The sequence below is a fragment of the Paraburkholderia sp. BCC1876 genome, assembly GCF_902833695.1.
Classification (GTDB): domain Bacteria; phylum Pseudomonadota; class Gammaproteobacteria; order Burkholderiales; family Burkholderiaceae; genus Paraburkholderia.
The window spans coordinates 1-20,928 of sequence record NZ_CADFGI010000013.1 but is presented as its reverse complement, the minus strand read 5'-3'; the positions used below and the strand labels follow the sequence as shown (position 1 = coordinate 20,928).

Here is a 20,928-nt window from a genome sequence, read left to right as displayed (position 1 = left end):
CTACGCCGCGCTGCGGAGCAATACCGTTTGTGGAATATTTTCGGCAACAAGTCCGTAGCGCTCGCGGAGGCGATTGACATTCACGGCACGCTCAAGCCGTTGCCCGCTTTTCGTGTCCGTGACGGCGGGCGCTATCTTCAACTGATCGACGGATCGTGCCAAGCCAATCTCTGTCCGCCGCAACGCGACAAGATCAACCGGCAACGTGGCTTCGCAACGCTGTGCCATGAAGGTGTCGTACTGTGTTTTATATCGCCGCTTGACTGTCGACAGGACGAATCGTCGCAGGCGCGTCACGCTGACGCGTTCAAGCTCTTGCATCAGGTTGAGCCGCGGGGCCGCGGCAGTAACGTCGACGCCCTCAGATCGCAGGAAGGTCGCCAGATCGGTTTTTCTGAGGAAGCCGCCAAGTGTCGCGGCCGATCGAACCGGCATGCACTCGCCGCGCCGACGCAACTTGATCCGCACACGCGCGCCGTCATTCAGTGCCTCCCAAACTTCAACGTGCTTCGGATATTTGCTCAGAACAGATTCGACAAATCTTGTCGCGACAACCAGCGTGACCTTGTCGAACTGAGCCCGATAGGCTTCGAGTTGGCCGTCGAGACGATCCAGCGTATCCCGATCACTTTTAATTTCGAAAGCGTGAAGGAAGCCGTTAGCGACGGCCAGATCAGCACGACGCAAGCCGTTCGCGAGCACCATCTCGCTAATCAGAACCGCGTCGCCGTTGATGTGATGACGCAGAAGTCTGTCTACGACTGCTGCCTTGATCATCGCTTCGTTCAAAGCTTCCATTGAGTATCCCCCGTCAGCCGAAATTATAGGCATTTCCGGCGTATAGGGCGGGTATCCTGTGTGCCGTTTTTGGCTGAAAGTTGCCGCATGTATCACCTTATGTGACTGGATTGGCCTTCACTTCGCGGCATCTGCGACGAAAGCGAAGGCCAGTGCGCAACCCGTCTACTCACCTACGATCAACCCTGCGCCGCTGCAGCCGCTTCCGCCGCGGCCACCGCCGGCGACACGATCGCCGGCTGCCCCGTCTGCCGACGCGAGCGCCCCGAGCTCAGATAATCCGCGATCGAGTCTTGCGTGACTTCGCCGACATAACGACCGTCCGCATCCAGCACCGGCATCCACGACGAATTGAACTGGTACATCTTCGACAGCACGATGCGCAGATGCTCGTCCGCATGGACCGTCGCCTTGAACGCCGTCAGATGATCGCCGCACACGCCCTGCCCCGCGCGCGCCGCACGACGCGTCACGTAGCCGAGCGCCTGCTGCTGATCGTCGACGATAGTCAGATAGCGGCTGTCGCTGTCGTCCATCATCTGGAACGCGCTGGCAATCGGCAACTCGGCGCGCGCGGTTTCCGGTTGCGTCGCGGCGTCGCCGGCTTTCACCAGCAACAGACGCTTCAACGTGCTGTCCTGCCCCACGAACGCGCCGACGAACTCATCGTGCGGATGCGCCAGCAACGTATCCGGATGATCGTATTGCACCAGCTGACCGCGCCGGAACACGGCGACACGATCGCCGAGCTTGATCGCTTCATCGATGTCGTGGCTCACCATGATCACTGTCTTGTTCAACTGACGTTGCATCTGGAAGAACTCGTTCTGGATCGATTCGCGATTGATCGGATCGACCGCGCCGAACGGCTCGTCCATCAACAGCACTGGCGGATCGGCGGCCAATGCGCGAATCACGCCGATACGCTGCTGCTGCCCGCCCGACAGTTCACGCGGATAGCGCTTCAGATACTGCTTCGGATCGAGCGCCACCATCGACATCAACTCGGTGGCGCGTTCGCGACAACGCTTCTTGTCCCAGCCGAGCAGACGCGGCACGACCGTGATGTTCTCTTCGATCGTCATGTTCGGGAACAGGCCGATCTGCTGGATCACATAGCCGATATGCCGGCGCAGTTCGACTTCGTTCAGGCCCGAGGTGTCCTCGCCGTTGATCAGCACGCGGCCCGACGTCGGCGCAATCAGACGGTTGATCATCTTGAGCGTGGTGGTCTTGCCGCATCCCGACGGGCCGAGAAAGACGCAGATTTCGCCTTCGCCTACCGTGAGGCTGACCGAGTCGACGGCCTTGACCTGCTGGCCGTCCTTCTGCGTAAACGTCTTGGTCAGTTTATCGAGTTCGATCATGTCTTTTGCACTCCCTTCGGTGTCAGCAGGCGTTGCAACGCCTGCAGCAGCAAGTCGGCGACGATCGCGAGCAAGCTCACGAGCACCGCGCCCACCAACAGTTTCATCATGTTGCTTTGGCCGATCGCGCGGATGATCAGCGTGCCGAGGCCGCCCGCGCCGATCACCGCGGCGATCGTCATCACGCCGATGTTCATCACCACGGCCGTGCGTACGCCGCCGAGAATCACCGGCACGGCAAGCGGCAAATCGACGAGCCGCAGCCGCTGCCAAACGGTCATGCCGATGCCGATGCCCGCTTCCTTGATGCCGGCGTCGACGTTGCGCAGCGCGAGGTAGGTGTTGCGCATGATCGGCAGCAGCGAATAGAGGAACACGGCGGTGATCGCCGGCACCGCGCCGATGCCCTGGCCGAAGCGCGAGAACACCGGAATCATCAGGCCGAACAGCGCGATCGACGGCAAGGTCAGCACCACGGTGGCGACGCTCAGCAACGGCGCAGCGAGCCACTCGTGACGATTGATCAGGATGCCGAGCGGCACGCCGACCACGATCGCGCAACCCACGGCAATGCCAACGAGCCACACGTGCTGCGCAGTGAGCTGCAGCAATTCAGGCCAGTTGGCCGATAGATAGTCGAATACAGTCATATCAAAGGTCTCCGCTCAGGGCAGCTTGTGCGTGCGCAGAAATTCCGCCGCGACTTCACGCACCGACTTGCCGTCGATGTCGACCTGCTTGTTCATCTCCAGCATGGTGTCGTTGTTCAGTGCGTCGGAGAGCGCGTTGAGCTGCGTCGCGAGTTGCGGGTTCTGGTCGAGCGTCGTCTTGCGCACCACCGGCGTCGCGTTGTACGCGGGGAAATAGTGGCGATCGTCTTCGAGCGGCACGATGTTGAAGCCCTTCACGCGGCCATCCGTCGTATAGATCAGACCGATCGGCACCTGGTTGTTATGCAACGCGGTGTAGACGAGGCCCGGATCCATCTGACGGGTTTCCGCGCGGCTGAAATGCATGTCGTACGCGGCTTCGAGCGGCTTCAAACCGTCTGGACGATTGGCGAACTCGGCATCCATCGCGAACACGTGCTTCTTGTTCGGCTCGGCCGCGAGCTTCGCGGCGAGTTGCGAGATCGTGCGGATGCCGGTTTGCTGCGCCACCTGCTGCGGCAAGCCGAGCGCGTACGTGTTATTCAGCGGCGAGCAGTCGAGCCACACGAGACCGCGTTTCGCGTCGAGCGCTTTCACGCGTTCGTACATGGTCTTCGGATCGAGCTTCTCGGTGATCTTGTTGTAGACGATCGCCGCCGTGCCGGTGTATTCCCACGTGATGTCGACCTGGCCGTTCTCCTGCGCGCTGCGCAGCAACGTGCTGCCGAGGCCGGTGCGTGCGTCGATCGTGTAGCCCTTCGAGCGCAGGTACTGCGACGTGATCTCGGTAAGAACGTATTGCTCAGTGAAATTTTTTCCACCGAGAACGAGAGTGGCTGCGCTTACGTGCAGGCTCGTGAACAGGATGACGCTGGCGGCGATCAGGCGGCTGGTTCGCGCCGTGCCGCGTTTGAACAAAGCGATCATGCCGTCACCCCGCGTCGTGCAAGCAGATAGCGGCTGCCGGCCGAGACAATGCCGTCCAGCACCAGCGCGAGAATCGCCGTAGCTGCGGCGCCGAGCAGAAGCTGTTGCTGATTGTTCAGATAAATGCCAGGGAAAATCAGCGTGCCGAGGCTGTCCGCGCCGATCAGATACGCAAGCGGTGCGCTGCCGACGTTGATCGCAAGCGCCGTCCGCACGCCGCCGATGATGATCGGCATCGCATTCGGCAACTCGACGCGCAACAGCGACTGCCAGCCTGTCATGCCGAGCCCGCGCGCGGCTTCACGCAGCGCGGGGGAGACGTTTTTCATGCCTTCGTAGGCGTTGCGTGTAATCGGCAGCAACGACGCGAGAAATAGCGCGACCAGCGCGGGAATGTCGCCGATGCCGAAGATGCCGAGTGCGATCGCCAGCACGGCTAACGATGGGATCGTGTTGCCGATGTTGAAGATCTGCATGAAGCGTTCGGCGTGGCGCGCGAAAGCGGGACGGCTTAGCAGTATTCCGGACGGGATGCCGACTAGCAGCGCCAGCGCCATTGAATAGCCGACTAGCAGTAGGTGCCGCTTCGTGTAGTAGACGAGGTCGGGGGCGTACTGGTGCAGTGCGTTGGGGTCGATCGCGCGGCATAACAGCGCGATGACAATGCCGATGGCGACAAGACTGCCAATCAGTCTGGCAGGACGTTCGATCATGAAGATGCGCCTCCTTGTTCGAGCAGCGTGCGGGAATGCGCCACGCTGCACAGGCGTCGTGGTTGACGCTGCGAATGGAAGTTCGGGACGAGGCTTGGGGCCGCGAGGTGAACCGAGGGTGCCGGGAGGTTTTTGTTTGGTGCCTCCGGCGCGAGGGCGGGTTTTTTCGCTCTCGGTGGCTGATGCCAGTTAGCTTGGTAGCAATACTGGTGCCAGATCCTTCGATCAGGATTTTTGTTGCCCGGTTGGGCAGGTTTTTTCCTGGTGGGGTTGGGGTCCCCGGGTGAGTGCCAGGGTTTTATCCGGCAATTGCGTGCGTGCTATTTTCTGCTAGTTTGCAGGCAAACACTTCTAACTTTGCTTAAGCTACTGCTATTTCTCGGTTAGGGTGTGGGGATTATAGACTCGATTGCGTCGTCGCGTCTACCCATGTGGTTAATCCATACGCTCTTTGCAAACCGTTGGCCTTTCCTTGGTTTGTTTGTGGTCTGCTTGCGTTGCCCCTGTGCGGGGCGGCACCTACTTTTCTTTGCCTGCCGCAAAGCAAAGTAGGCAAAAGAAAGCGGCTCACACCGCTAACTCTTAAGCGGGGCCCCCGCACAGACACGGTAGTGGCTCATCTGGAATCCGTGCTCTCGCGCACTCCGCGTTCGTGACAAGGCAGTCATTCTTCCAGCAGCGCTTCGCGCGCCGTCCGGTCTTTCTAGCAACCGTCGTCATTGTCTTTTGTCGAAACTTGCCGGGTCTCTCCTGACGGCGTGCTCCCGTAAAAGCTCACCGCTTCACATCTGGTTGCTTTACTCGTTCCCGAAAAGTCTCACCTGCTCCCTCACTTCCCCTCGAACAGCGGTGCGCGTCTCTCCGAAAACGCTGCCAGCCCCTCGCTGAAATCCGTGCTCTCACACGCCCGTCGACGCAACTCCGCGATCTGCTCCATCGCCTGAACCGGCATCGGCTGCATGTCCTCAAGGATTCGCAATTGCTCCTTCACCGCCTGAATCGCTAACGGCGCTTTGGTCGCTATGCCGCGCGCTATTTCAAGTGCCGTCGACTCCAGTTTGTCGCCGTCTACCAAGCGGTTGATCACGCCAAATCGCTCCGCTCGCATAGCGTCGAGCGGCTGTGCCGTGAAGAACATTTCCTTCAATACGTGAATCGGCACGTTGTTGAAAAAACGCAGCAATCCACTCGTCGTGTACGGCAATCCTATGTTCGCCGGCGTCATCGCAAAACGCGCACTCCCGTCGGCAATCACCATGTCGCAACTCATCGCCAAATCCACCGCGCCGCCCCACGCGGAACCCGAAACCATCGCGATCACCACGCCCGGGTACGCTCGCACGCGACGCAAAACCTTCTCAAGCGGCTTGCCATAGGCAATCGGGTCGCGGTCGTGCGCCAATTCGCCCAAGTCGTGACCCGCGCTCCAGACGTCCTGGCCAACGTCCGTGCCTAAGATCACCACCGGGATTCGCTGCGCGGCCAGGTCGACTAGCCTCGCGTCCATCTCCTCCAACAGCCCCGCGCTGAGCGCGTTTCTTCGTGTCGGATAACTGAACTTCAGGCGGGCGATTCGCTCGTCCACTATGTCGGTCGTCACCGAAAATGCTCCCGCTTCCGTCGTGCTCATTGCGTCACCCCCGCAGCGCGTTCCAATGCCCTCTGCTGCGAATAATAGTCGCCGGTTTGATGCACGGTTTTGGTAGCGAGCAGCGCGTCGATCGCGGCCGTGTCGAAACCGGCTTCGCGCAATACGTCGACGGTATGTTCGCCCAACGCCGGCGGTGCGTGGCGGCTCGTGTGCTTCGCCAGTTCGCCTGCCTCGGTGGAACTCGTCACGGGTGTCACCACCTGGCGCAACACACCGAGCGTCGGGTGCTCAAGCGTTTCAACCAGCCCGCAATGCTGGACCTGCGGGTCGGCGAATACTTCGTCCAATGTGTTGATCGGGCCGGCCGGTAAACCCGCGCCAATGAACAGCTCCGTCCACTCGCGTTTGCCCCGCGTCTTCAAGCGCGCTTCCAGCATCGACTTCAATTCGTCGCGATGCGCGACGCGCGCTTCGTTCGTCGCGAATCGCGCGTCGTCCGGCAGTGCGGGCAGGTCGAGCAGTTGGCACAGACGCAGCCACATGTCGGAGGTGATCGGCGCGAGGTTCAACGGGCCATCGGCGGTTTCGAATACGCCATATGGCGCGATCACCGAATGGGCGTTGCCCGTGCGGCGTGGAATGTCGCCGAGGCTCAAATAACGCTGGCCATGCACGCTCAGCAATCCCACCAGACTCGCCAGCAACGACGTGCTCACGTGCTGGCCGCGGCCGGTTCGTTCGCGTTCCAGTAGCGCGGAGAGAATCGCCATCGCCAGCCACATGCCGGAGCTCAAGTCGCCGATTGCCGTGCCGGTGCGCGTCGGGTCGCCATCGGCGAAACCGGTCAGGCTCATCAGGCCGGAATAGCCCTGCGCAATCTGATCGAAACCGGGCCAGCTACTCATCGGGCCATCCGCGCCGAACGCGTTGATGCTGCCCATCACGAGGCGCGGATTGCGCGCGCTCAGCACGTCGTATCCCAACCCCATGCTCTCGATGGTGCCAGGCTTGAAGTTCTCGATCACCACGTCGGCACCGTCGATCAGCCGATGAATCGCGGCCAGCCCTTCCGGCTGCCGGAAGTCGATGCACACGCCGCGCTTGTTGCGGTTGCAGGACAGATAGTAGGTGCTCACGCCACGATCGAACGGTCCCCACGTACGGCTCATGTCGCCGCTCGGGCCAGGCTCGACCTTGATCACGTCCGCGCCGAGATCGGCGAGCACCATCGAGCAGAACGGCCCCGACAACGCGCGGCTCAATTCGACGACCTTGATTCCTTGTAATGCTTGCATCCAGTTCTCCAGCTAATCGACGATGACAGTTAAACGGACGTGCTATTCCGGCAACGTCTGATGACGCGTTTCAACCGCGAACGGCAAGATCAGCAAGCCGATCACGAAGGCCGCCGCAGTCCACGCGATCGGCAAACCGAGCGAGCCTTGCCAGTGAATCGCGGCGGCCAGCAGGAAGTTGACGCCCGCGCCGAGCAGGCGACCCACCGACGCGTTGAACGCGAACGCCGTGGCGCGAATCCGCGTCGGGTATTGCTCGGGTAGCCACAGCGAGAAGATCGCGAAGTTGCCGCCGAAAAACCCGAGGAACAGCAACGAGCCCATGAACAGGTTGAGACCATTCGGCAGATAGAAGACCCAGCCGAACGCGAACACGATCGACACCGCCATGCCGACGAAATACGCGCCCAGCGCGAGCCGTCGTCCAACTCGTTCGGCGAGCCACGGCGCTACCAGACAACCGAGGATCGTCCCCACCGCCAGCACCGCCGCGCCAATCGACGCGAGATGCACCGCGCCGATCCGGTCGATGCCGGCACGCGTCGCGAGCGTCACGACGGCGCTCGCCTCGTAGACCGAGCCCGCCCACAGCCCGATGATCGCGACGCCCACCAGACTCGCGCTGGTCAGCGTTCGACGCAGATACGCCGGCGCGAAAATCTCCAGCAACGGACGACGAACCGGCATCGACGGCGCGCTCGTCTGACCGACACCGTGCGCGGCCTTGCGCCACTGTCCCGGCTCCTTGACCCTGAGCACCGTGAAAATCGCGAGCAACGCGGGCGCGAGACCGCACAGAAACATCGCGCGCCAGCCGTACGTCGCGCCGACCGTGTAGTTCAGCAACGCGGCGAGAAAGAAGCCCACGTAGTAACCGGTCTGCAGATACCCCGCGCCCATCTTGCGGCGATCTTCAGGCCAGCTCTCGGCCACATAGGTGCCAGCCAGCGCCCATTCGCCGCCCACGCCGATGCCGGCAATCAGCCGGAACGCGGCCAGTTCCCAGACGTTGTGCGCGAACGCCGCCGCGCCGGTGAATACCGAGTAAATGAGGATGCTCGCGGCCAGTGTCTTGACACGTCCGAAGCGGTCGGCGAGTGGCCCCCAGATGAACGACAGCCCCCAGCCGATCAGAAACAGCGCGAACAGAATCGAGCCATACATGCCGAGGTTGCCCGGCGTAGCGGCAATGCCCGAGACGGGCAGCAATTCGGTCAGCGCCGGGATCAGGACCAGCGCGTAGATGACGGAATCCACGCCATCCAGCACCCATCCCGAGTAAACGGCCCAGAAACCGCCGATCTGCTCGCGGCTTAGGGGCGTACGCCGAGGCTTGAGCGCCGGCGTCGATGCAGGGATCACTTTGGACATGCTCGTCTCCGTTTGAAGCGGCATCGCGCCATGGGGACGGACACGCTTCGGTTTTTTGTGGTTCGAGTATAAGAATGCATCCGATAATCGAAAAATATGATATTTCTCTTGTTCGATCGGATTTTCTTATGGCATGAGGGAGCGAGCGACGCGCATGGATCTGCGGCAGCTAAGGTATTTCGTCAAGGTGGTGGAATGCGGCAACGTCACGCGTGCCGGCGAGGCGCTGCATATCGCGCAGCCGGCGATCAGCCAGCAGATGCGCAACCTCGAAGCCGATCTCGGCATGCAGCTGCTCGAACGCAGCGTGCAAGGCGTCGCGCCGACCGCGGCGGGGCAGACGCTCTATCGCCACGCGATCGAATTGCTGCGGCAAGCCGACAGCACCCGCGAACTGCTGCGTCAGGACGCCGAGCTACCGCAAGGCAAGGTATCGGTGGCGATGCCGTCGAGCACGGCGCGCATGGTCGCGATTCCGCTCGCGCGAACGATTCGCGACCGCTATCCGGGCATCGCGCTGGAATTGATCGAAGCGCCCAGCGCGGACCTCGCCAACCTGATCGGCGGCGGACGGGTGGAATTGGCGGTGGTGGTCGATGCGGTCGAAACACGCGGCGTCGCGTCGCAAAAGCTGCTCAGCGAGGCGCTATATCTGATCGCGTGGCCGGAATTTCAGATGCCGGACGAGCCCGTGCCGATCACGGAACTGGCGCGCATGCCGCTGATCCTGCCGAGCGCACCGAATACGATACGCAGCCGCGTGGAGTGGGCGCTGCGCGAGGCCGGCCAACCGTGCGAGATTCTGTTCGAGGCCAGTTCGACCGCGCTGCTGTTCGCGGCGGTCATGGCCAGGCTCGGCGTCACGATCCTGCCGTGGACCGCGGCACACGTCGAACTCGACGAACACAAATTGAAGCTCGCCAAGGTGGATCACCGGCTGTTTTCGCGCGACCTGTCGCTGTGCTGGCACGACACGGCGTTGTTGAGCAACGCCGTGCAGAAGGTCAAGGCGACGATCCTCGAAGTGTTCGACACGTTGGGAAGACGGCCGGAGTGGGCGGCGGCGGATTAATTCGCCGCCATCTGTGAAACACTGCGCTCAGGAAGCGCGCGCCCGTCGCATGAAGACGCGCCGCGTCAGATCGAACGCCACCAGATTGCCGGCCACCACGAGCAGCAGTCCGACCACGGCGAGCGCGGACCATTGGTAGCCCTCGAATACCGTCGACACCGCCAGCGCCACGATCGGAAACAACACCGTGCAGTAGGCCGCCCGTTCGGGGCCCATGCGGCCAACGAGCATCAGATAAGCGGTAAAGCCGATCACGGAGCCGAAGATCGCCAGATAACCGAGTGCGCCGAGATAACGCACGGACGGGTCGACGGCAAACGACAAGCCGCCCAGCGCGCTGCCCACGGTCAACACACCGGCGCCGATCATCATCGCCCAGCTATTGGTGGCGAACGGATGCAGACCCATCGATTGCATGCGGCTCGACAGCAGATTGCCGGCGGAAAAACACACGGTGCCGAGGAACGCGATACCGAGTCCCAACCAGGCGGTGTGATCGCCGAGGTGCCCCGCCATCTGCTGAACGAACAGACACACGATGCCGACGAGCCCCAGCATCGCCCCCGCAATCGCCGTGGGTTGCAGCGGCCGGCCCATGAACAGGCGGCCATTGATCGAGTTCAACAGCGGCGCGGTGGAAAACACCACGGCCACGAGCCCGCTCGGCACGACCTGTTCGGCGTAGTAGAAGCACAGAAAGTTGACGCAGAACAGCGCCAGCCCTTGCGCGACGAGGAATCGCCACGCGGCGCGCGGCGGCCAGATCGGCCGGCGCATGATGCGGAGCAACGCGAACAGCACCAGCGCGGCAATCCAGAAACGCCACGCGATCGAAACCGGCGGCGGCACCGATCCCAGTTGCCATTTGATGGCGATCCAGGTGGTGCCCCAGATCAATACGGTAGCGGCATAAAGCGCCAGATTCATGGTCAAGCCTGCAGCAATGTCGGAAGCCCGACTATGCCCCTGCGCGGCTCGCCGCACTTGTCCAGGATTGCGCACTTTTTCGTGGTGGTCGGCGGCGGCGCAAGCATCCCCGTATACTGGCGCTCAGCCCGCTTTTAGAAGTATTCCGCCTGTTCCGTGAACGCCAGACCGCCCGCCGCCGAGTTGAATCCCATCGAAACGCCGTTCGGCCTTCAATCGGTGTGTCACACGCTGGGCAGCTCCAACGCCAATCTGGATCGCTTCGCGTGGCTCGGCGACCGGCTCGCCGTCGCCATCTGGACACGCGAAACGAAAGAGGCCGAGACTGTCTACGACCAGCCCGGCCATCACACGTTGTCCTGCTATCTGGATGGCGGCTACCGCACCGAGCGGCAGAAAATGCCGGGGCATTACGGCGCGCCGTCGCGGCTCTGCACGCTGCCCGGCGATCACGAATCGCGTTGGTGGGTGCGTGGCCACATGCACTTCATGCATCTGTATTTCCTGCCGGAACACTTCACGCAGCGCGCAGTCCAGGAGCTCGATCGCGAGCCGCGCGAACTGACGCTCGCCGACCGCACCTATTTCGAAGACGCGCGTATCGCCAGTCTGTGTCAGGCACTCGCCAATGAAGACTGGCAAGACCCCGACGGCCTGCTGCGCACCAACGAAACCGCGCATCAGGTGCTGAGTCTGCTGCTGCGTGCGCAAGGCGTGCGTCGTACCGACACGGCGCTTAAAGGCGGTTTGTCGGTGGCGACTCGCCGGCGCTTGCGCGACTACATTGAAAGTCATCTCGCGCAGACGCTCACGCTCGGCGAACTCGCCGGCGTCGCGGCGCTTTCCGAATTCCATCTCGCGCGGATGTTCCGGACTTCGTTCGGTTTGCCGCCCGCCGCATGGATTGCGCAACAGCGGCTCGAACGCGCCCGCACGCTGCTGCGCACCACCGCGCTGCCGCTCGCGCAAGTCGCCGAACAATGCGGCTACGCGAACGCCAGCCATTTCAGCCATCGCTTTCGCGAGAGCGTCGGCGTGGCGCCGTCCGCGTATCGGCTGGCTGTCGCCGCCTGAAACGCGAGGCGGCTTGCCTCCTCGATCTAGCGTTAGCTTCAGCGTTATTTCAACGCCATTGCCAGCACGCGCGCCACATGGATCGCGTCGACGCCCGCGCCGTCGTGGATCTGATGACGGCAGCTCGTGCCGTCGGCCACCATCACCGTATTGGCGTCGATCTTGCGCACTGCCGGCAGCAACGACAATTCCGCCATGGCCAGCGAGGTCGCGTAATGCTCGACTTCGTAGCCGAAGCTGCCCGCCATCCCGCAGCATGATGATTCCACCGTCGATACCTTCAGCTCGGGAATCCACTTCAACACGGTTTGCACCGGCGTGAACGCGTCGAAGGCCTTCTGATGGCAGTGGCCATGCACCAGCGCCTGCGACATGGTCAACGGCTTCAACGCGAGTTGCAAACGCCCGGCCTTTTCCTCACGCACCAGAAACTCTTCGAATAGAAACGCCTGCTTCGACAATTGCCGCGCCTCTTCGCCGAAACCGTAGTGCAGAAACTCGTCGCGCAACGACAGCAAACACGACGGCTCCAGACCGACAATCGGCACGCCCCGCTCCACGAACGGCTTGAACAGATCGAGCATGCGCCGCGCTTCCTGCTTCGCCTGATCGACCAGACCCGCCGCAAGGAAGGTGCGGCCGCAACATACCGGTCGTTCGCCCTGGCGCATATTGAAATGCACCGTGTAGCCGGCGGCTTCCAGCACTTGCTGCGCGGCGCGCGCGTTGTCCGGCTCCATGTTGTTGTTGAACGTATCGACGAACAACAGCACCTCTTTCAACGCGCCGCCTTTGGGCGGTTTGGCCGCCTCTGCGTTCGACAGAAACGATTTCCTGAAGCGCGGCAAACTCCGCTCGGGCGCAAAACCCACAGCGCGCTTGAACCACGCCGATAGCACCGGCACGTTGTCGGCCAAGGCCATCAAACCCGGCATGCGGCTCGCCGCTCCGGCATAGTGCGGCATGAACGCGACCAGCTTGTCGCGCAGTCGGAGCCCGTGCCGTTTGACGCGCGCCGCCCGCGCTTCGATCTTGAACTTCGCCATGTCGACGCCGGTCGGGCAATCGCGCTTGCAGCCCTTGCACGACACGCAGAGATCGAGTGTGTCCTTGACGTCGTCGCTCGCCAAACCCGCTTCGCCGAGTTGCCCCGAAATCGCGAGACGCAAGGTGTTCGCGCGTCCACGCGTGACGTGCTGTTCGTCTTTCGTCACGCGATAACTCGGGCACATGGTGCCCGCGTCGAACTTGCGACAATGGCCGTTGTTGTTGCACATCTCCACGGCTTTCGCGAGACCGCCGGACAGATCGTTGCCGGTGCCCGGCGAGGTCTCCTGCCCCGTGAGCGGATCGCGTTCGACATTCCACGCCGACCAGTCGAGCGCGGTATCGATCCGCTGTTCCTGGTAGCCAGGCGCAAAGCGAAAATTGCGCGTGTCGTCCATCTTCGGCGGACGCACGATCTTGTCGGGATTGAAGCGGTTCTCCGGATCGAACAGCGTCTTGATCTCGCTGAACGCCTGGTTAAGACGCGGTCCGTATTGCCACGCCACCCATTCGCCGCGGCACAGACCGTCGCCGTGTTCGCCCGAATAGGCGCCCTTGTATTCGCGCACCAGCGCCGCCGCTTCTTCGGCGATCGCGCGCATTTTCACCGCGCCGTCGCGCCGCATGTCGAGAATCGGCCGCACGTGTAGCGTGCCGACGCTCGCGTGCGCGTACCAGGTGCCTTCGGTGCCGTAACGATGGAACACTTCCGTCAGACGGCTCGTGTACTCGGCGAGATGCTCGAGCGGCACCGCGCAATCTTCGATGAACGACACCGGCTTGCCGTCGCCCTTCATGCTCATCATGATGTTCAGCCCGGCTTTGCGGACCTCCCACAGCGCTTTCTGCTCGTTCGCGTCCGGCATCTCCACGACCGAATCGGGCAAGCCCAGATCGGCCATCAGTTCCGTGAGCTGTTTGAGCGACGCGCGTTGTGCGTCGCGATCCTCGCCCGCGAATTCCACCAGCAGGATCGCCTGCGGCTCACCGACCAGCGCCTTGCCGATCACTGGCCGGAACGCCGGGTTGCTCATCGCCAGATCGATCATGGTGCGATCGACCAGTTCCACCGCCACCGGCTTCAGCTTGACGATGTGCTGGGTCAGGTCCATGGCCTGCCAGAACGTCGGGAAGTTGACCACGCCGAGCATCTTATGCACGGGCAGCGGCACGAGCTTGAGCGTCAACTGCCGGCTGAACGCGAGCGTGCCTTCCGAGCCGACCAGCAGATGCGCGAGGTTTGCGAAACCGTCGTCGGTATAGGCGCGCGGGTTCTGGCAATCGAACAGATCGATGTTGTAGCCCGCCACGCGGCGCAATACCTTCGGCACCTGCGCGACGATTTCGTTGCGTTCGCGCTGGGCGATCCGCGTCACGCCGTCGAGTATCTGCTGCAAGCGCGCGCCTTGTGGTGCGTCGCGCAACGACGCGAAATGCGCTTCGGCGCCGTCGGCGAGAATCGCGTCGATCGCCTCGACGTTGTGCACCATGTTGCCGTATTCGATCGAGCGCGAGCCGCACGAGTTATTGCCGGCCATGCCGCCGATCGTGCATTGCGCGGCCGTCGAGACGTCGACCGGAAACCACAGACCGTGCGGCTTGAGCCACGCATTCAGATGGTCCAGCACGACGCCCGGTTCGACGGTGACCGTGCGCGCGTCGGCATCGAAATCGACAATGTTGTTGAGCCACTTGGTCGTGTCGATCACGAGCGCATCGCCGACGGTCTGGCCGCATTGGCTCGTCCCCGCGCCGCGCGCGAGCAGCGGCACTTTCTCGCTACGGGCGATTTCCAGCGCGATGCGCAGATCGTCCTGATCGCGCGGCACGACCACGCCGATCGGCGTGATCTGGTAGATCGACGCATCGGTTGCGTAACGGCCGCGGCTCGCCAGGTCGAACAACACGTCGCCGCGCAACGACTTGCGCAGGTGCTGCGCGAGTGGCGTCGTCAGGCGTGCGGCGGAGGGCACCAGATGAATCGGCTTGACGAGCAAAGCGGAGGTGGGGTTCGTCATATCGTCTGCCTTTGGAAAAACGGGCTAGCTAGTACAGCGTCAGGCTGACCGGCGCGAGGCCTTCAATGCGTCCGCTCGCGGTGCCCGCGTTCTGCGGAAAAAACATACCGGTGTAGGAGCCGGCGGTGATGACCATGTCCGGCGTCACGGCAATACCACGCGACGTCGCATGATTGACGAGCCACGTCAGCAGACGCCGCGGATCGCCGGCGGGGTTGGCGGGTGTTGTCTGAACCACGTCGTGACCGTCGAAACTGAAACGCAGCGACGGCGCCACGAACGGAAAGTCCTCGCGATACGGCGTGAACTCGCCGACGAGCAACGCGCCGTTGTTCTGCAAGTCCGCGAGTTGCGCGAGCTTGTCGACGTCGGGCCACGCCGCGTAGCGGCTCGACACGATTTCGATGGTCGCGCCGATCGAGCCGATGCCCGCACGCACTTCCGCTTCGCTATACGGCGTAGTTGAAGCGTCGAAGCGACGACCGAAGCGAAACGCCACTTCCAGTTCGAGGCCCAACGGCGTGAAATCCGCACGCGCCAGCCGCGCGCCGTCGGCATGCATATCGACGGCGGGCAGCGGCGCGCCCTGGATCGGACCGCTATCCGACTTCGCGCCGATCTTCCAGCCGCCGATCCGTGCGCCGCTTGCGTCCAGCATCTCGTGCTGGATCGCGTAGGCCGCATCGGCGTCGGCGGGAATAAGCTCTGGCGACAGCGCGTCGAGCGTGGTGTGGTTCCGGCGTGCGTCGGCGAGACGCCGGCTAAGTGATGTCGTCATAGCGTGCTTGAAGCGAGGAGAGAGAACGGCGTCGTGTCGTCGGCTGGTTACGCGCCCAGACGGGTGGGCACCTGCCCGTTGTCCGCCGGATTGACTGCGAATTTGCTCTCGGGCTGCATGCGGAACGCGAGCACCACGCCGATCGCCATCAACAGCATGCTGCCCACGAACGGCAACTCCCAGCTTCCGAAGTAGTCGATCAGAAAACCGCCCGCCACCGGCGAGATGATCGCGGCCAGTGCCGAGCCGGTGTTCATCATGCCGCTCGCGGTGCCGGAGAATTCCGGCGCGATGTCCATCGGGATCGCCCACATCGGACCGATCGTCATTTCGGCGAAGAAGAAGCCGGACGCGAGACAAGCCATCGACAGATACAGGTCGTGCGTGAACATCAGCGGGATCAGCGAGAGCAGGCAGAAGAACATGCAGACCGACACCATCCAGCTACGGGCGCGCTTCAGGCTACCTGTGCGCGCGAAAATCCAGTCGGTCACGATGCCGCCGAGCGTGTCGCCGAGCACACCGGCGAAAAACACCACCGAAGCGAAGATCGCCGACTTCGACAATTGCAGGTGATAGCTATGCAGGAAGTACTGCGGAATCCAGCTCAGGAACAGCCACAAGGTCCAGCCGTAGCAGAAGTACACGATCGTGACCGGCCACATGCGGCGGAACAGTTTGCCCCACGGCACGCTGGCGGCTTTCGGCTTCGGCGCGGGCAGAATGTCGAGTTCTTCAGTCGTGATACGCGGATGATCTTTCGGATGCTCGGTGAACGTGAAGGCCCACACGGCGACCCACAACAGGCTGAACACGCCGCAGATATAGAACGATTCACGCCAGCCCCACGTTGCCATCACGAGCACGATCAGGCCGGGCGCCACCGCATTGCCGATCCGCGACGCCGCATGCGTGATGCCTTGCGCGAAGCCGCGTTTCTCTTTCGCGACCCAACGCGCCATGGCGGACGTTGCGGCGGGAAAGGTTGCGCCTTCACCGAAACCGAGCAATACGCGCGCGGCCAGCAGCGAGACCAGACCACCGGCAAAACCGGTCAGCAAGGTCGCGACGCCCCACACGGCGCCGCAAAACAGCAGCGTGCGTTTTGCGCCGAAGCGATCGCTGACCCAGCCGCCGATGATTTGAAAGATCAGGTACGGATACGCGAAGGCCGAGAACACGAGGCCGACTTCCGTATGCGAGAGGTTGAATTCCTTGCCGAAACCCGCAGCCGCCGTGCTGACGTTCACACGGTCGAGGTAGGTGATGAAGTACATGATGCATAGCATCACTAGAACGATACTGCTCGCACTGGTCACACGAAACCGCTTCATCGTCTCTCTCCATTGCATGTGTCGACGGCACGCCTGAAATGGCGCGCTGCGTCGTTGCCCGTCAGCGGCATAGGCTGAGGCGGGGCCATCGCATGTTGTTCGGGCCGCGTCTCAGCGCGGCTTGGTGAGGGAAGTGCTCCCGCCTTCCCTGGCTGCGAGTTGCCTGGTGCTGGTGTTGTCGATTGCCTGTTGCTTGCTTGTTGCTTTTTTCTGCGCGGCCGCTGGGCGAATAGCAGGGCGGCCGCGCGTCTGGGGCGGGTTAGGCTGCCGCCTTCAAACCCGACGCCTTCGTCGGCTGGCTCAACCACTCCATAGCGGCAGGCAGGCCGCTCTCCTTGAGCGGTACGCCCGCGAGCCGCAGACCCATCTCGCAGCCGGCCAACGTGGCCAGCAACATCAGATCGTTGCAGTCGCCCAGATGGCCGATGCGGAACATGCGGCCTTTCATCTTGCCGAGACCCGTGCCGAGCGACATGTCGAAGCGTTCGTAGATAACCTTGCGCACCACATCGGCATCGATGCCGTCGGGCATCATCACGCCGGTCAGCACCGGGCTATACACCGACGGATCGGCGCACTGAATCTCCAGGCCCCACGCACGCACCGCGCGACGGGTCGCTTCGGCGAGACGCTCGTGACGGGCGAACACGTTGTCGAGCCCTTCGCCGAGAATCATGTCGAGCGCTTCGGAGAGCCCGTAAAGCAGGTTCGTGTTCGGTGTGTACGGCCAGTAGCCCGTCTTGTTCATCTCGACGATGTCGGCCCAGTCCCAGAAGCTCCGCGGCAGCTTCGCCTGCTTGCTGGCGGCGATCGCTTTCGGCGAAATCGCGTTGAAGCTGATGCCCGGCGGCAGCATCAACCCCTTTTGCGAACCGGACACGGTAACGTCGACGCCCCATTCGTCGTGACGGTAATCGGCGCACGCGAGGCCCGAGATCGTGTCGACCAGCAGCAGCGCCGGGTGACCCGCGGCATCGATCGCGCGGCGCACCGCGGCGATATCCGACGTGACGCCCGTCGACGTTTCGTTGTGCACCACGCACACGGCCTTGATGGTGTGCTGGGTGTCGGCGCGCAGACGCTCTTCAATCATCTGCGGCTGAACCCCGCGTCGCCAGCCTTCAATACCCGGCAGCCCGAGAAACTCCGGCTTCAGGCCGAGGCTTTCGGCCATCTTTTTCCACAGCGTCGCGAAGTGGCCGGTTTCGAACATCAGCACGTGGTCGCCGGGGCTCAACGTGTTGGACAGCGCCGCTTCCCAGGCGCCCGTGCCCGACGCCGGGTAAATCACCACGGGTTGCTGCGTCTTGAAGATCTTCTTGATGCCCTCGAGCACCTGCAGACCTAGTTCACCGAATTCGGGGCCGCGGTGATCGATGGTCGGGTAGCTCATCGCCCGGAGGATACGGTCGGGCACCGGGCTCGGACCCGGGATCTGCAGAAAGTGACGGCCAGCGGGGTGAAAGTCTAATTTGAGCATTGGGCTCCTCCGATTGAATTTTGCATGCAAAAAACTATATCAGACGATCCGTGACGCCCCCAAGGCGAAAATTGCCTTTTCGGACCGGTGTTTACCCCCGCTCTTAACTAATCGGTGCGCTTCCGATAAAATCCGACGTAACACGATGTGAGGGCTTTTGTATGCAAAATTCGGATTTCGATGCGGGTGTGGGCGCTTCCCCGCTGATGCCGAAGGTCGAGCGGCAGCGCTTGCACGACACGGTGGTTGAGCACATTCGCCGGTTTATCGTCGAAGGGGTGCTCGAGCCGGGCAAGAAACTGAATGAGCGCGAGTTGTGCGAGACGCTCGGGATTTCGCGCACGCCGTTGCGCGAGGCGCTGAAGGTGCTGGCGGCGGAGGGCTTGATCGAGATCGAGCCGAACCGGGGCGCCTCGGTATCGAAGATGTCGGAAGCGGAGTTGCGCGAGACCTTCGAATTGATGAGCGGTCTCGAAGCGTTTTCCGGCGAGCTGGCGGCGGAGCGCATGACGGCGGCCGAGCTGGCCGAGATCAAGGCGCTGCATTACGCGATGCTCGCGTGCCGCACGCAAAACGATCTGGCCGGGTACTACAGCCGCAATCAGGCGATTCACGACAAGATCAATGAGGCGGCCAGAAATTCAGCGCTGCGACAGACTTATGTCGCGGTGAATCGTCGTTTGCAGGCGCTCCGGTTCCGGTCGAATTTCCAGATCCCGAAGTGGGATAGCGCGATTCACGACCATGACGAGATGCTGAAGGCGCTTGAAGCACGCGACGGCAAGAAGCTCAGCGCGATTCTTCGGCAGCACTTGCTTGATAAGCGGGATGCGGTTTTGCAGGTGCAGTCGCGGGAAGATGTGTCGGCTTCGACGTTTAAGGCTTAGGGCGGTGAAGCGGTGTTGGGGGTCGGCGTTGGTGGGGTGCGCTGGCGCTTGCGCTGGACTTGAAACTTGTCCACGTAAATTGTTCGCAAGGCTGTGGATAAGGTTCTGACATCGCAGGCAAGTGGTTGATGCGGCAGAGATATCGCCTGGCGGCTCATGCGTAAGCATCACGCGTCATTGCAGGCTCGACGACGCTCAAATAGGCGCCTCGCGGGTATCTTGTCCAAGACTCCGAACATCTTCCTCCAGTTGTCCACAGAATTTGTTGGCAAGGCTGTGGACAACACCCTTGAAACAGCGCCAAGCCATTGACGCAAATACGCTTGTGCAAATCGATGCGTCGGTTGGCCCTTGGTGATCTGCGATGCCCAGCGACCTAGTCCACAATTGCAAACCCGGGACTCTCCTCAAGGACCGCGAACGGATAATGCAGGCGCGTAAACGCGAGGACATCACGCGGTCCCGCCATTGCAGCTAGCTCCTGTTGCCGGTCCGCGTAAATCGCCCACTTTCCACTGAGTGGAAAAATGGCATACCGCTCAGAGTTAGCATCGAACGCGTCCGCCAGGCTCCCACCCGGATCAGCATTGAGCGATGCCACAAAATCCTGATCCGAATGTTCCGGCAGGAAGATCAACGCAGAATATTTTGCAAAGTGGTGGTAGAAATATTCTTCCGGCGCGGGTCGCAACACGAGTGCCGCGAACGCGGTCTCGCCGGTCTTCGCGACAAGCGACCGCAAGAAAGCGTGATACTGAAATGTGCAAATATCGGACGAGTCAAAGTAAAGCGCGGTACCGTCCCGGACCGCGTCGGCAACCAGCCTCTTGCCCTCGTCGGCCTGTCTCCGCAAACGGTCGAAGGTTGCATGGTCGGTCAGGTATTCACTTTTACTCACTGTCCCCCCAGTCTGATTTTCGCTATGTTTGAACCACTACGTTTCACGTCTGCGGTGATATAGCCGGATGTGGAATTATCGCGGACAGTGTACTGGCTCTCCCCCTTAGTGAAGATGTCTGCCTTACCATCTTTACTCAACGTCTGTACATAGCCGCTCTCGACAAGGTTTGCCTCAAACTCAGCTTTGCCAACATCCGTCTTAATGTTGCGCCTGCTGAAGCCCACCGTAATATCAACGTATTCCGACGTAATCCTGCCCGGCGGAATCCCATCGACCTCCGTCTCCGCGGCGGGCTTGCACAACGCCTTGATGCGCTCCCAGTTCTCCGCCGCCTTCCTCGCACCCTGCCCGATCCCATATCGAACCGCCGGGTTCTGCGCGAGCCGCCAGACAAACGCAATCCCACGCGCCGCCCCGTCGATCAATCCCGCGGAGAAATGGCAATCGCCGCAAACCGTCCCCGTCCCCGCAAAACCTCCAGCCCGCAGCATCTGCCGCACGCCCTGCAGATTCGCAGGCGGCCCAACCGGCGAATCGCCATAGTTGTAGTTATCGATCCACTGGTCAGTCTCATCGCTACTGATCGGAATGTCCGTACCGTCATTCAGATCGAGAACGCTGCCATTCCTTGCAACCGTCCCAACTCGCGAAACAACCTCACCATCCGGCGAGTAGCCCCACCGGGCCTTGAATACCCG

General features: G+C 62.1%; 17 protein-coding genes and 1 pseudogene. 3 read left to right on the top strand and 15 right to left on the bottom strand.

Annotated elements, in window-relative coordinates; all coding sequences use genetic code 11:
- The 8 genes from HWY05_RS32515 to HWY05_RS32480 form a co-directional block, all read right to left on the bottom strand.
- Positions 1–798 carry a sce7726 family protein gene (locus HWY05_RS32515; protein ID WP_176060912.1) on the bottom strand — a complete coding sequence of 266 codons (798 nt, stop codon included), beginning with the start codon at positions 796–798 and terminating at the stop codon, positions 1–3.
- A 179-nt stretch (positions 799–977) separates the two neighbouring features.
- The gene (locus tag HWY05_RS32510) at positions 978–2,165 is read right to left on the bottom strand and encodes an ABC transporter ATP-binding protein (protein WP_176060911.1); all 1,188 of its coding nucleotides are present in this window, start codon (positions 2,163–2,165) and stop codon (positions 978–980) included.
- Complete coding sequence (locus HWY05_RS32505; RefSeq protein WP_035560766.1) at positions 2,162–2,815, bottom strand: ABC transporter permease; 654 nt, start codon at positions 2,813–2,815, stop codon at positions 2,162–2,164. Before HWY05_RS32505 ends, HWY05_RS32510 begins: the two co-directional genes overlap by 4 nt.
- Before the next feature lie 15 nt (positions 2,816–2,830).
- Positions 2,831–3,742, bottom strand: a complete 912-nt coding sequence (locus HWY05_RS32500; RefSeq protein ID WP_051981090.1) for a glycine betaine ABC transporter substrate-binding protein — start codon at positions 3,740–3,742, stop codon at positions 2,831–2,833.
- A complete protein-coding gene (locus tag HWY05_RS32495) occupies positions 3,739–4,455 on the bottom strand; it encodes an ABC transporter permease (RefSeq protein ID WP_035560763.1) in 717 nt (238 codons plus the stop codon). The genes HWY05_RS32500 and HWY05_RS32495 overlap by 4 nt, the downstream gene beginning before the upstream one ends.
- 829 nt (positions 4,456–5,284) lie before the next feature.
- The gene (scpB, locus tag HWY05_RS32490) at positions 5,285–6,085 is read right to left on the bottom strand and encodes a methylmalonyl-CoA decarboxylase (protein ID WP_176060910.1); all 801 of its coding nucleotides are present in this window, start codon (positions 6,083–6,085) and stop codon (positions 5,285–5,287) included.
- Positions 6,082–7,341 carry a CaiB/BaiF CoA-transferase family protein gene (locus HWY05_RS32485; protein WP_035560757.1) on the bottom strand — a complete coding sequence of 420 codons (1,260 nt, stop codon included), beginning with the start codon at positions 7,339–7,341 and terminating at the stop codon, positions 6,082–6,084. The genes scpB and HWY05_RS32485 overlap by 4 nt, the downstream gene beginning before the upstream one ends.
- A gap of 42 nt (positions 7,342–7,383) precedes the next feature.
- The gene (locus HWY05_RS32480; protein WP_035560754.1) at positions 7,384–8,712 is read right to left on the bottom strand and encodes an MFS transporter; all 1,329 of its coding nucleotides are present in this window, start codon (positions 8,710–8,712) and stop codon (positions 7,384–7,386) included.
- 154 nt (positions 8,713–8,866) lie between these two features.
- Between HWY05_RS32480 and HWY05_RS32475 the strand changes: the two genes are divergently transcribed.
- Complete coding sequence (locus HWY05_RS32475) at positions 8,867–9,784, top strand: LysR substrate-binding domain-containing protein (RefSeq protein WP_035560752.1); 918 nt, start codon at positions 8,867–8,869, stop codon at positions 9,782–9,784.
- Between the two features lie 27 nt (positions 9,785–9,811).
- Here HWY05_RS32475 and HWY05_RS32470 read toward each other — a convergent pair whose 3' ends face one another.
- The gene (locus HWY05_RS32470; RefSeq protein WP_035560749.1) at positions 9,812–10,711 is read right to left on the bottom strand and encodes an EamA family transporter; all 900 of its coding nucleotides are present in this window, start codon (positions 10,709–10,711) and stop codon (positions 9,812–9,814) included.
- Positions 10,712–10,867: 156 nt separating this feature from the next.
- Between HWY05_RS32470 and HWY05_RS32465 the strand changes: the two genes are divergently transcribed.
- Positions 10,868–11,785, top strand: coding sequence for an AraC family transcriptional regulator (locus tag HWY05_RS32465; RefSeq protein WP_035560746.1), 918 nt, complete (start codon positions 10,868–10,870; stop codon positions 11,783–11,785).
- Positions 11,786–11,829: 44 nt separating this feature from the next.
- Here the strand turns inward: HWY05_RS32465 and HWY05_RS32460 are convergent, their stop codons facing one another.
- From HWY05_RS32460 to HWY05_RS32445, 4 genes are all read right to left on the bottom strand, one after another.
- Complete coding sequence (locus HWY05_RS32460; protein WP_176060909.1) at positions 11,830–14,850, bottom strand: FAD-binding and (Fe-S)-binding domain-containing protein; 3,021 nt, start codon at positions 14,848–14,850, stop codon at positions 11,830–11,832.
- 28 nt (positions 14,851–14,878) lie between these two features.
- Entirely contained in the window at positions 14,879–15,628 is a 750-nt protein-coding gene (locus HWY05_RS32455; protein ID WP_035560739.1) for a 2-keto-4-pentenoate hydratase, read from the bottom strand.
- Positions 15,629–15,675: 47 nt separating this feature from the next.
- Positions 15,676–16,962: an MFS transporter gene (locus HWY05_RS32450; RefSeq protein WP_035560736.1), complete on the bottom strand. Its 1,287-nt coding sequence runs from the start codon at positions 16,960–16,962 to the stop codon at positions 15,676–15,678.
- A gap of 259 nt (positions 16,963–17,221) precedes the next feature.
- Positions 17,222–18,442 (bottom strand): aminotransferase class V-fold PLP-dependent enzyme, encoded by a 1,221-nt coding sequence (locus HWY05_RS32445; protein ID WP_035560733.1) that lies wholly within the window; start codon positions 18,440–18,442, stop codon positions 17,222–17,224.
- A 161-nt stretch (positions 18,443–18,603) separates the two neighbouring features.
- On the opposite strand from HWY05_RS32445, the gene HWY05_RS32440 reads away from it, so the two are divergent.
- Positions 18,604–19,329 carry a GntR family transcriptional regulator gene (locus HWY05_RS32440; protein ID WP_035560730.1) on the top strand — a complete coding sequence of 242 codons (726 nt, stop codon included), beginning with the start codon at positions 18,604–18,606 and terminating at the stop codon, positions 19,327–19,329.
- A 376-nt stretch (positions 19,330–19,705) separates the two neighbouring features.
- Here HWY05_RS32440 and HWY05_RS32435 read toward each other — a convergent pair whose 3' ends face one another.
- Together HWY05_RS32435 and HWY05_RS32430 are read right to left on the bottom strand one after the other, a co-directional pair.
- Positions 19,706–20,227 carry a hypothetical protein gene (locus tag HWY05_RS32435; RefSeq protein WP_176060908.1) on the bottom strand — a complete coding sequence of 174 codons (522 nt, stop codon included), beginning with the start codon at positions 20,225–20,227 and terminating at the stop codon, positions 19,706–19,708.
- A pseudogene (locus HWY05_RS32430) lies at positions 20,224–20,928 on the bottom strand (RHS repeat protein); the annotation flags it as partial. The pseudogene HWY05_RS32430 and the gene HWY05_RS32435, both read right to left, overlap by 4 nt.

Coding starts and splice junctions, on each gene's coding strand:
- HWY05_RS32515 (WP_176060912.1), bottom strand. CDS start 798: ATGGAAGCTTTGAACGAAGCGATGATCAAGGCAGCAGTCGTAGACAGA.
- HWY05_RS32510 (WP_176060911.1), bottom strand. CDS start 2,165: ATGATCGAACTCGATAAACTGACCAAGACGTTTACGCAGAAGGACGGC.
- HWY05_RS32505 (WP_035560766.1), bottom strand. CDS start 2,815: ATGACTGTATTCGACTATCTATCGGCCAACTGGCCTGAATTGCTGCAG.
- HWY05_RS32500 (WP_051981090.1), bottom strand. CDS start 3,742: ATGATCGCTTTGTTCAAACGCGGCACGGCGCGAACCAGCCGCCTGATC.
- HWY05_RS32495 (WP_035560763.1), bottom strand. CDS start 4,455: ATGATCGAACGTCCTGCCAGACTGATTGGCAGTCTTGTCGCCATCGGC.
- scpB (WP_176060910.1), bottom strand. CDS start 6,085: ATGAGCACGACGGAAGCGGGAGCATTTTCGGTGACGACCGACATAGTG.
- HWY05_RS32485 (WP_035560757.1), bottom strand. CDS start 7,341: ATGCAAGCATTACAAGGAATCAAGGTCGTCGAATTGAGCCGCGCGTTG.
- HWY05_RS32480 (WP_035560754.1), bottom strand. CDS start 8,712: ATGTCCAAAGTGATCCCTGCATCGACGCCGGCGCTCAAGCCTCGGCGT.
- HWY05_RS32475 (WP_035560752.1), top strand. CDS start 8,867: ATGGATCTGCGGCAGCTAAGGTATTTCGTCAAGGTGGTGGAATGCGGC.
- HWY05_RS32470 (WP_035560749.1), bottom strand. CDS start 10,711: ATGAATCTGGCGCTTTATGCCGCTACCGTATTGATCTGGGGCACCACC.
- HWY05_RS32460 (WP_176060909.1), bottom strand. CDS start 14,850: ATGACGAACCCCACCTCCGCTTTGCTCGTCAAGCCGATTCATCTGGTG.
- HWY05_RS32455 (WP_035560739.1), bottom strand. CDS start 15,628: ATGACGACATCACTTAGCCGGCGTCTCGCCGACGCACGCCGGAACCAC.
- HWY05_RS32450 (WP_035560736.1), bottom strand. CDS start 16,962: ATGAAGCGGTTTCGTGTGACCAGTGCGAGCAGTATCGTTCTAGTGATG.
- HWY05_RS32445 (WP_035560733.1), bottom strand. CDS start 18,442: ATGCTCAAATTAGACTTTCACCCCGCTGGCCGTCACTTTCTGCAGATC.
- HWY05_RS32440 (WP_035560730.1), top strand. CDS start 18,604: ATGCAAAATTCGGATTTCGATGCGGGTGTGGGCGCTTCCCCGCTGATG.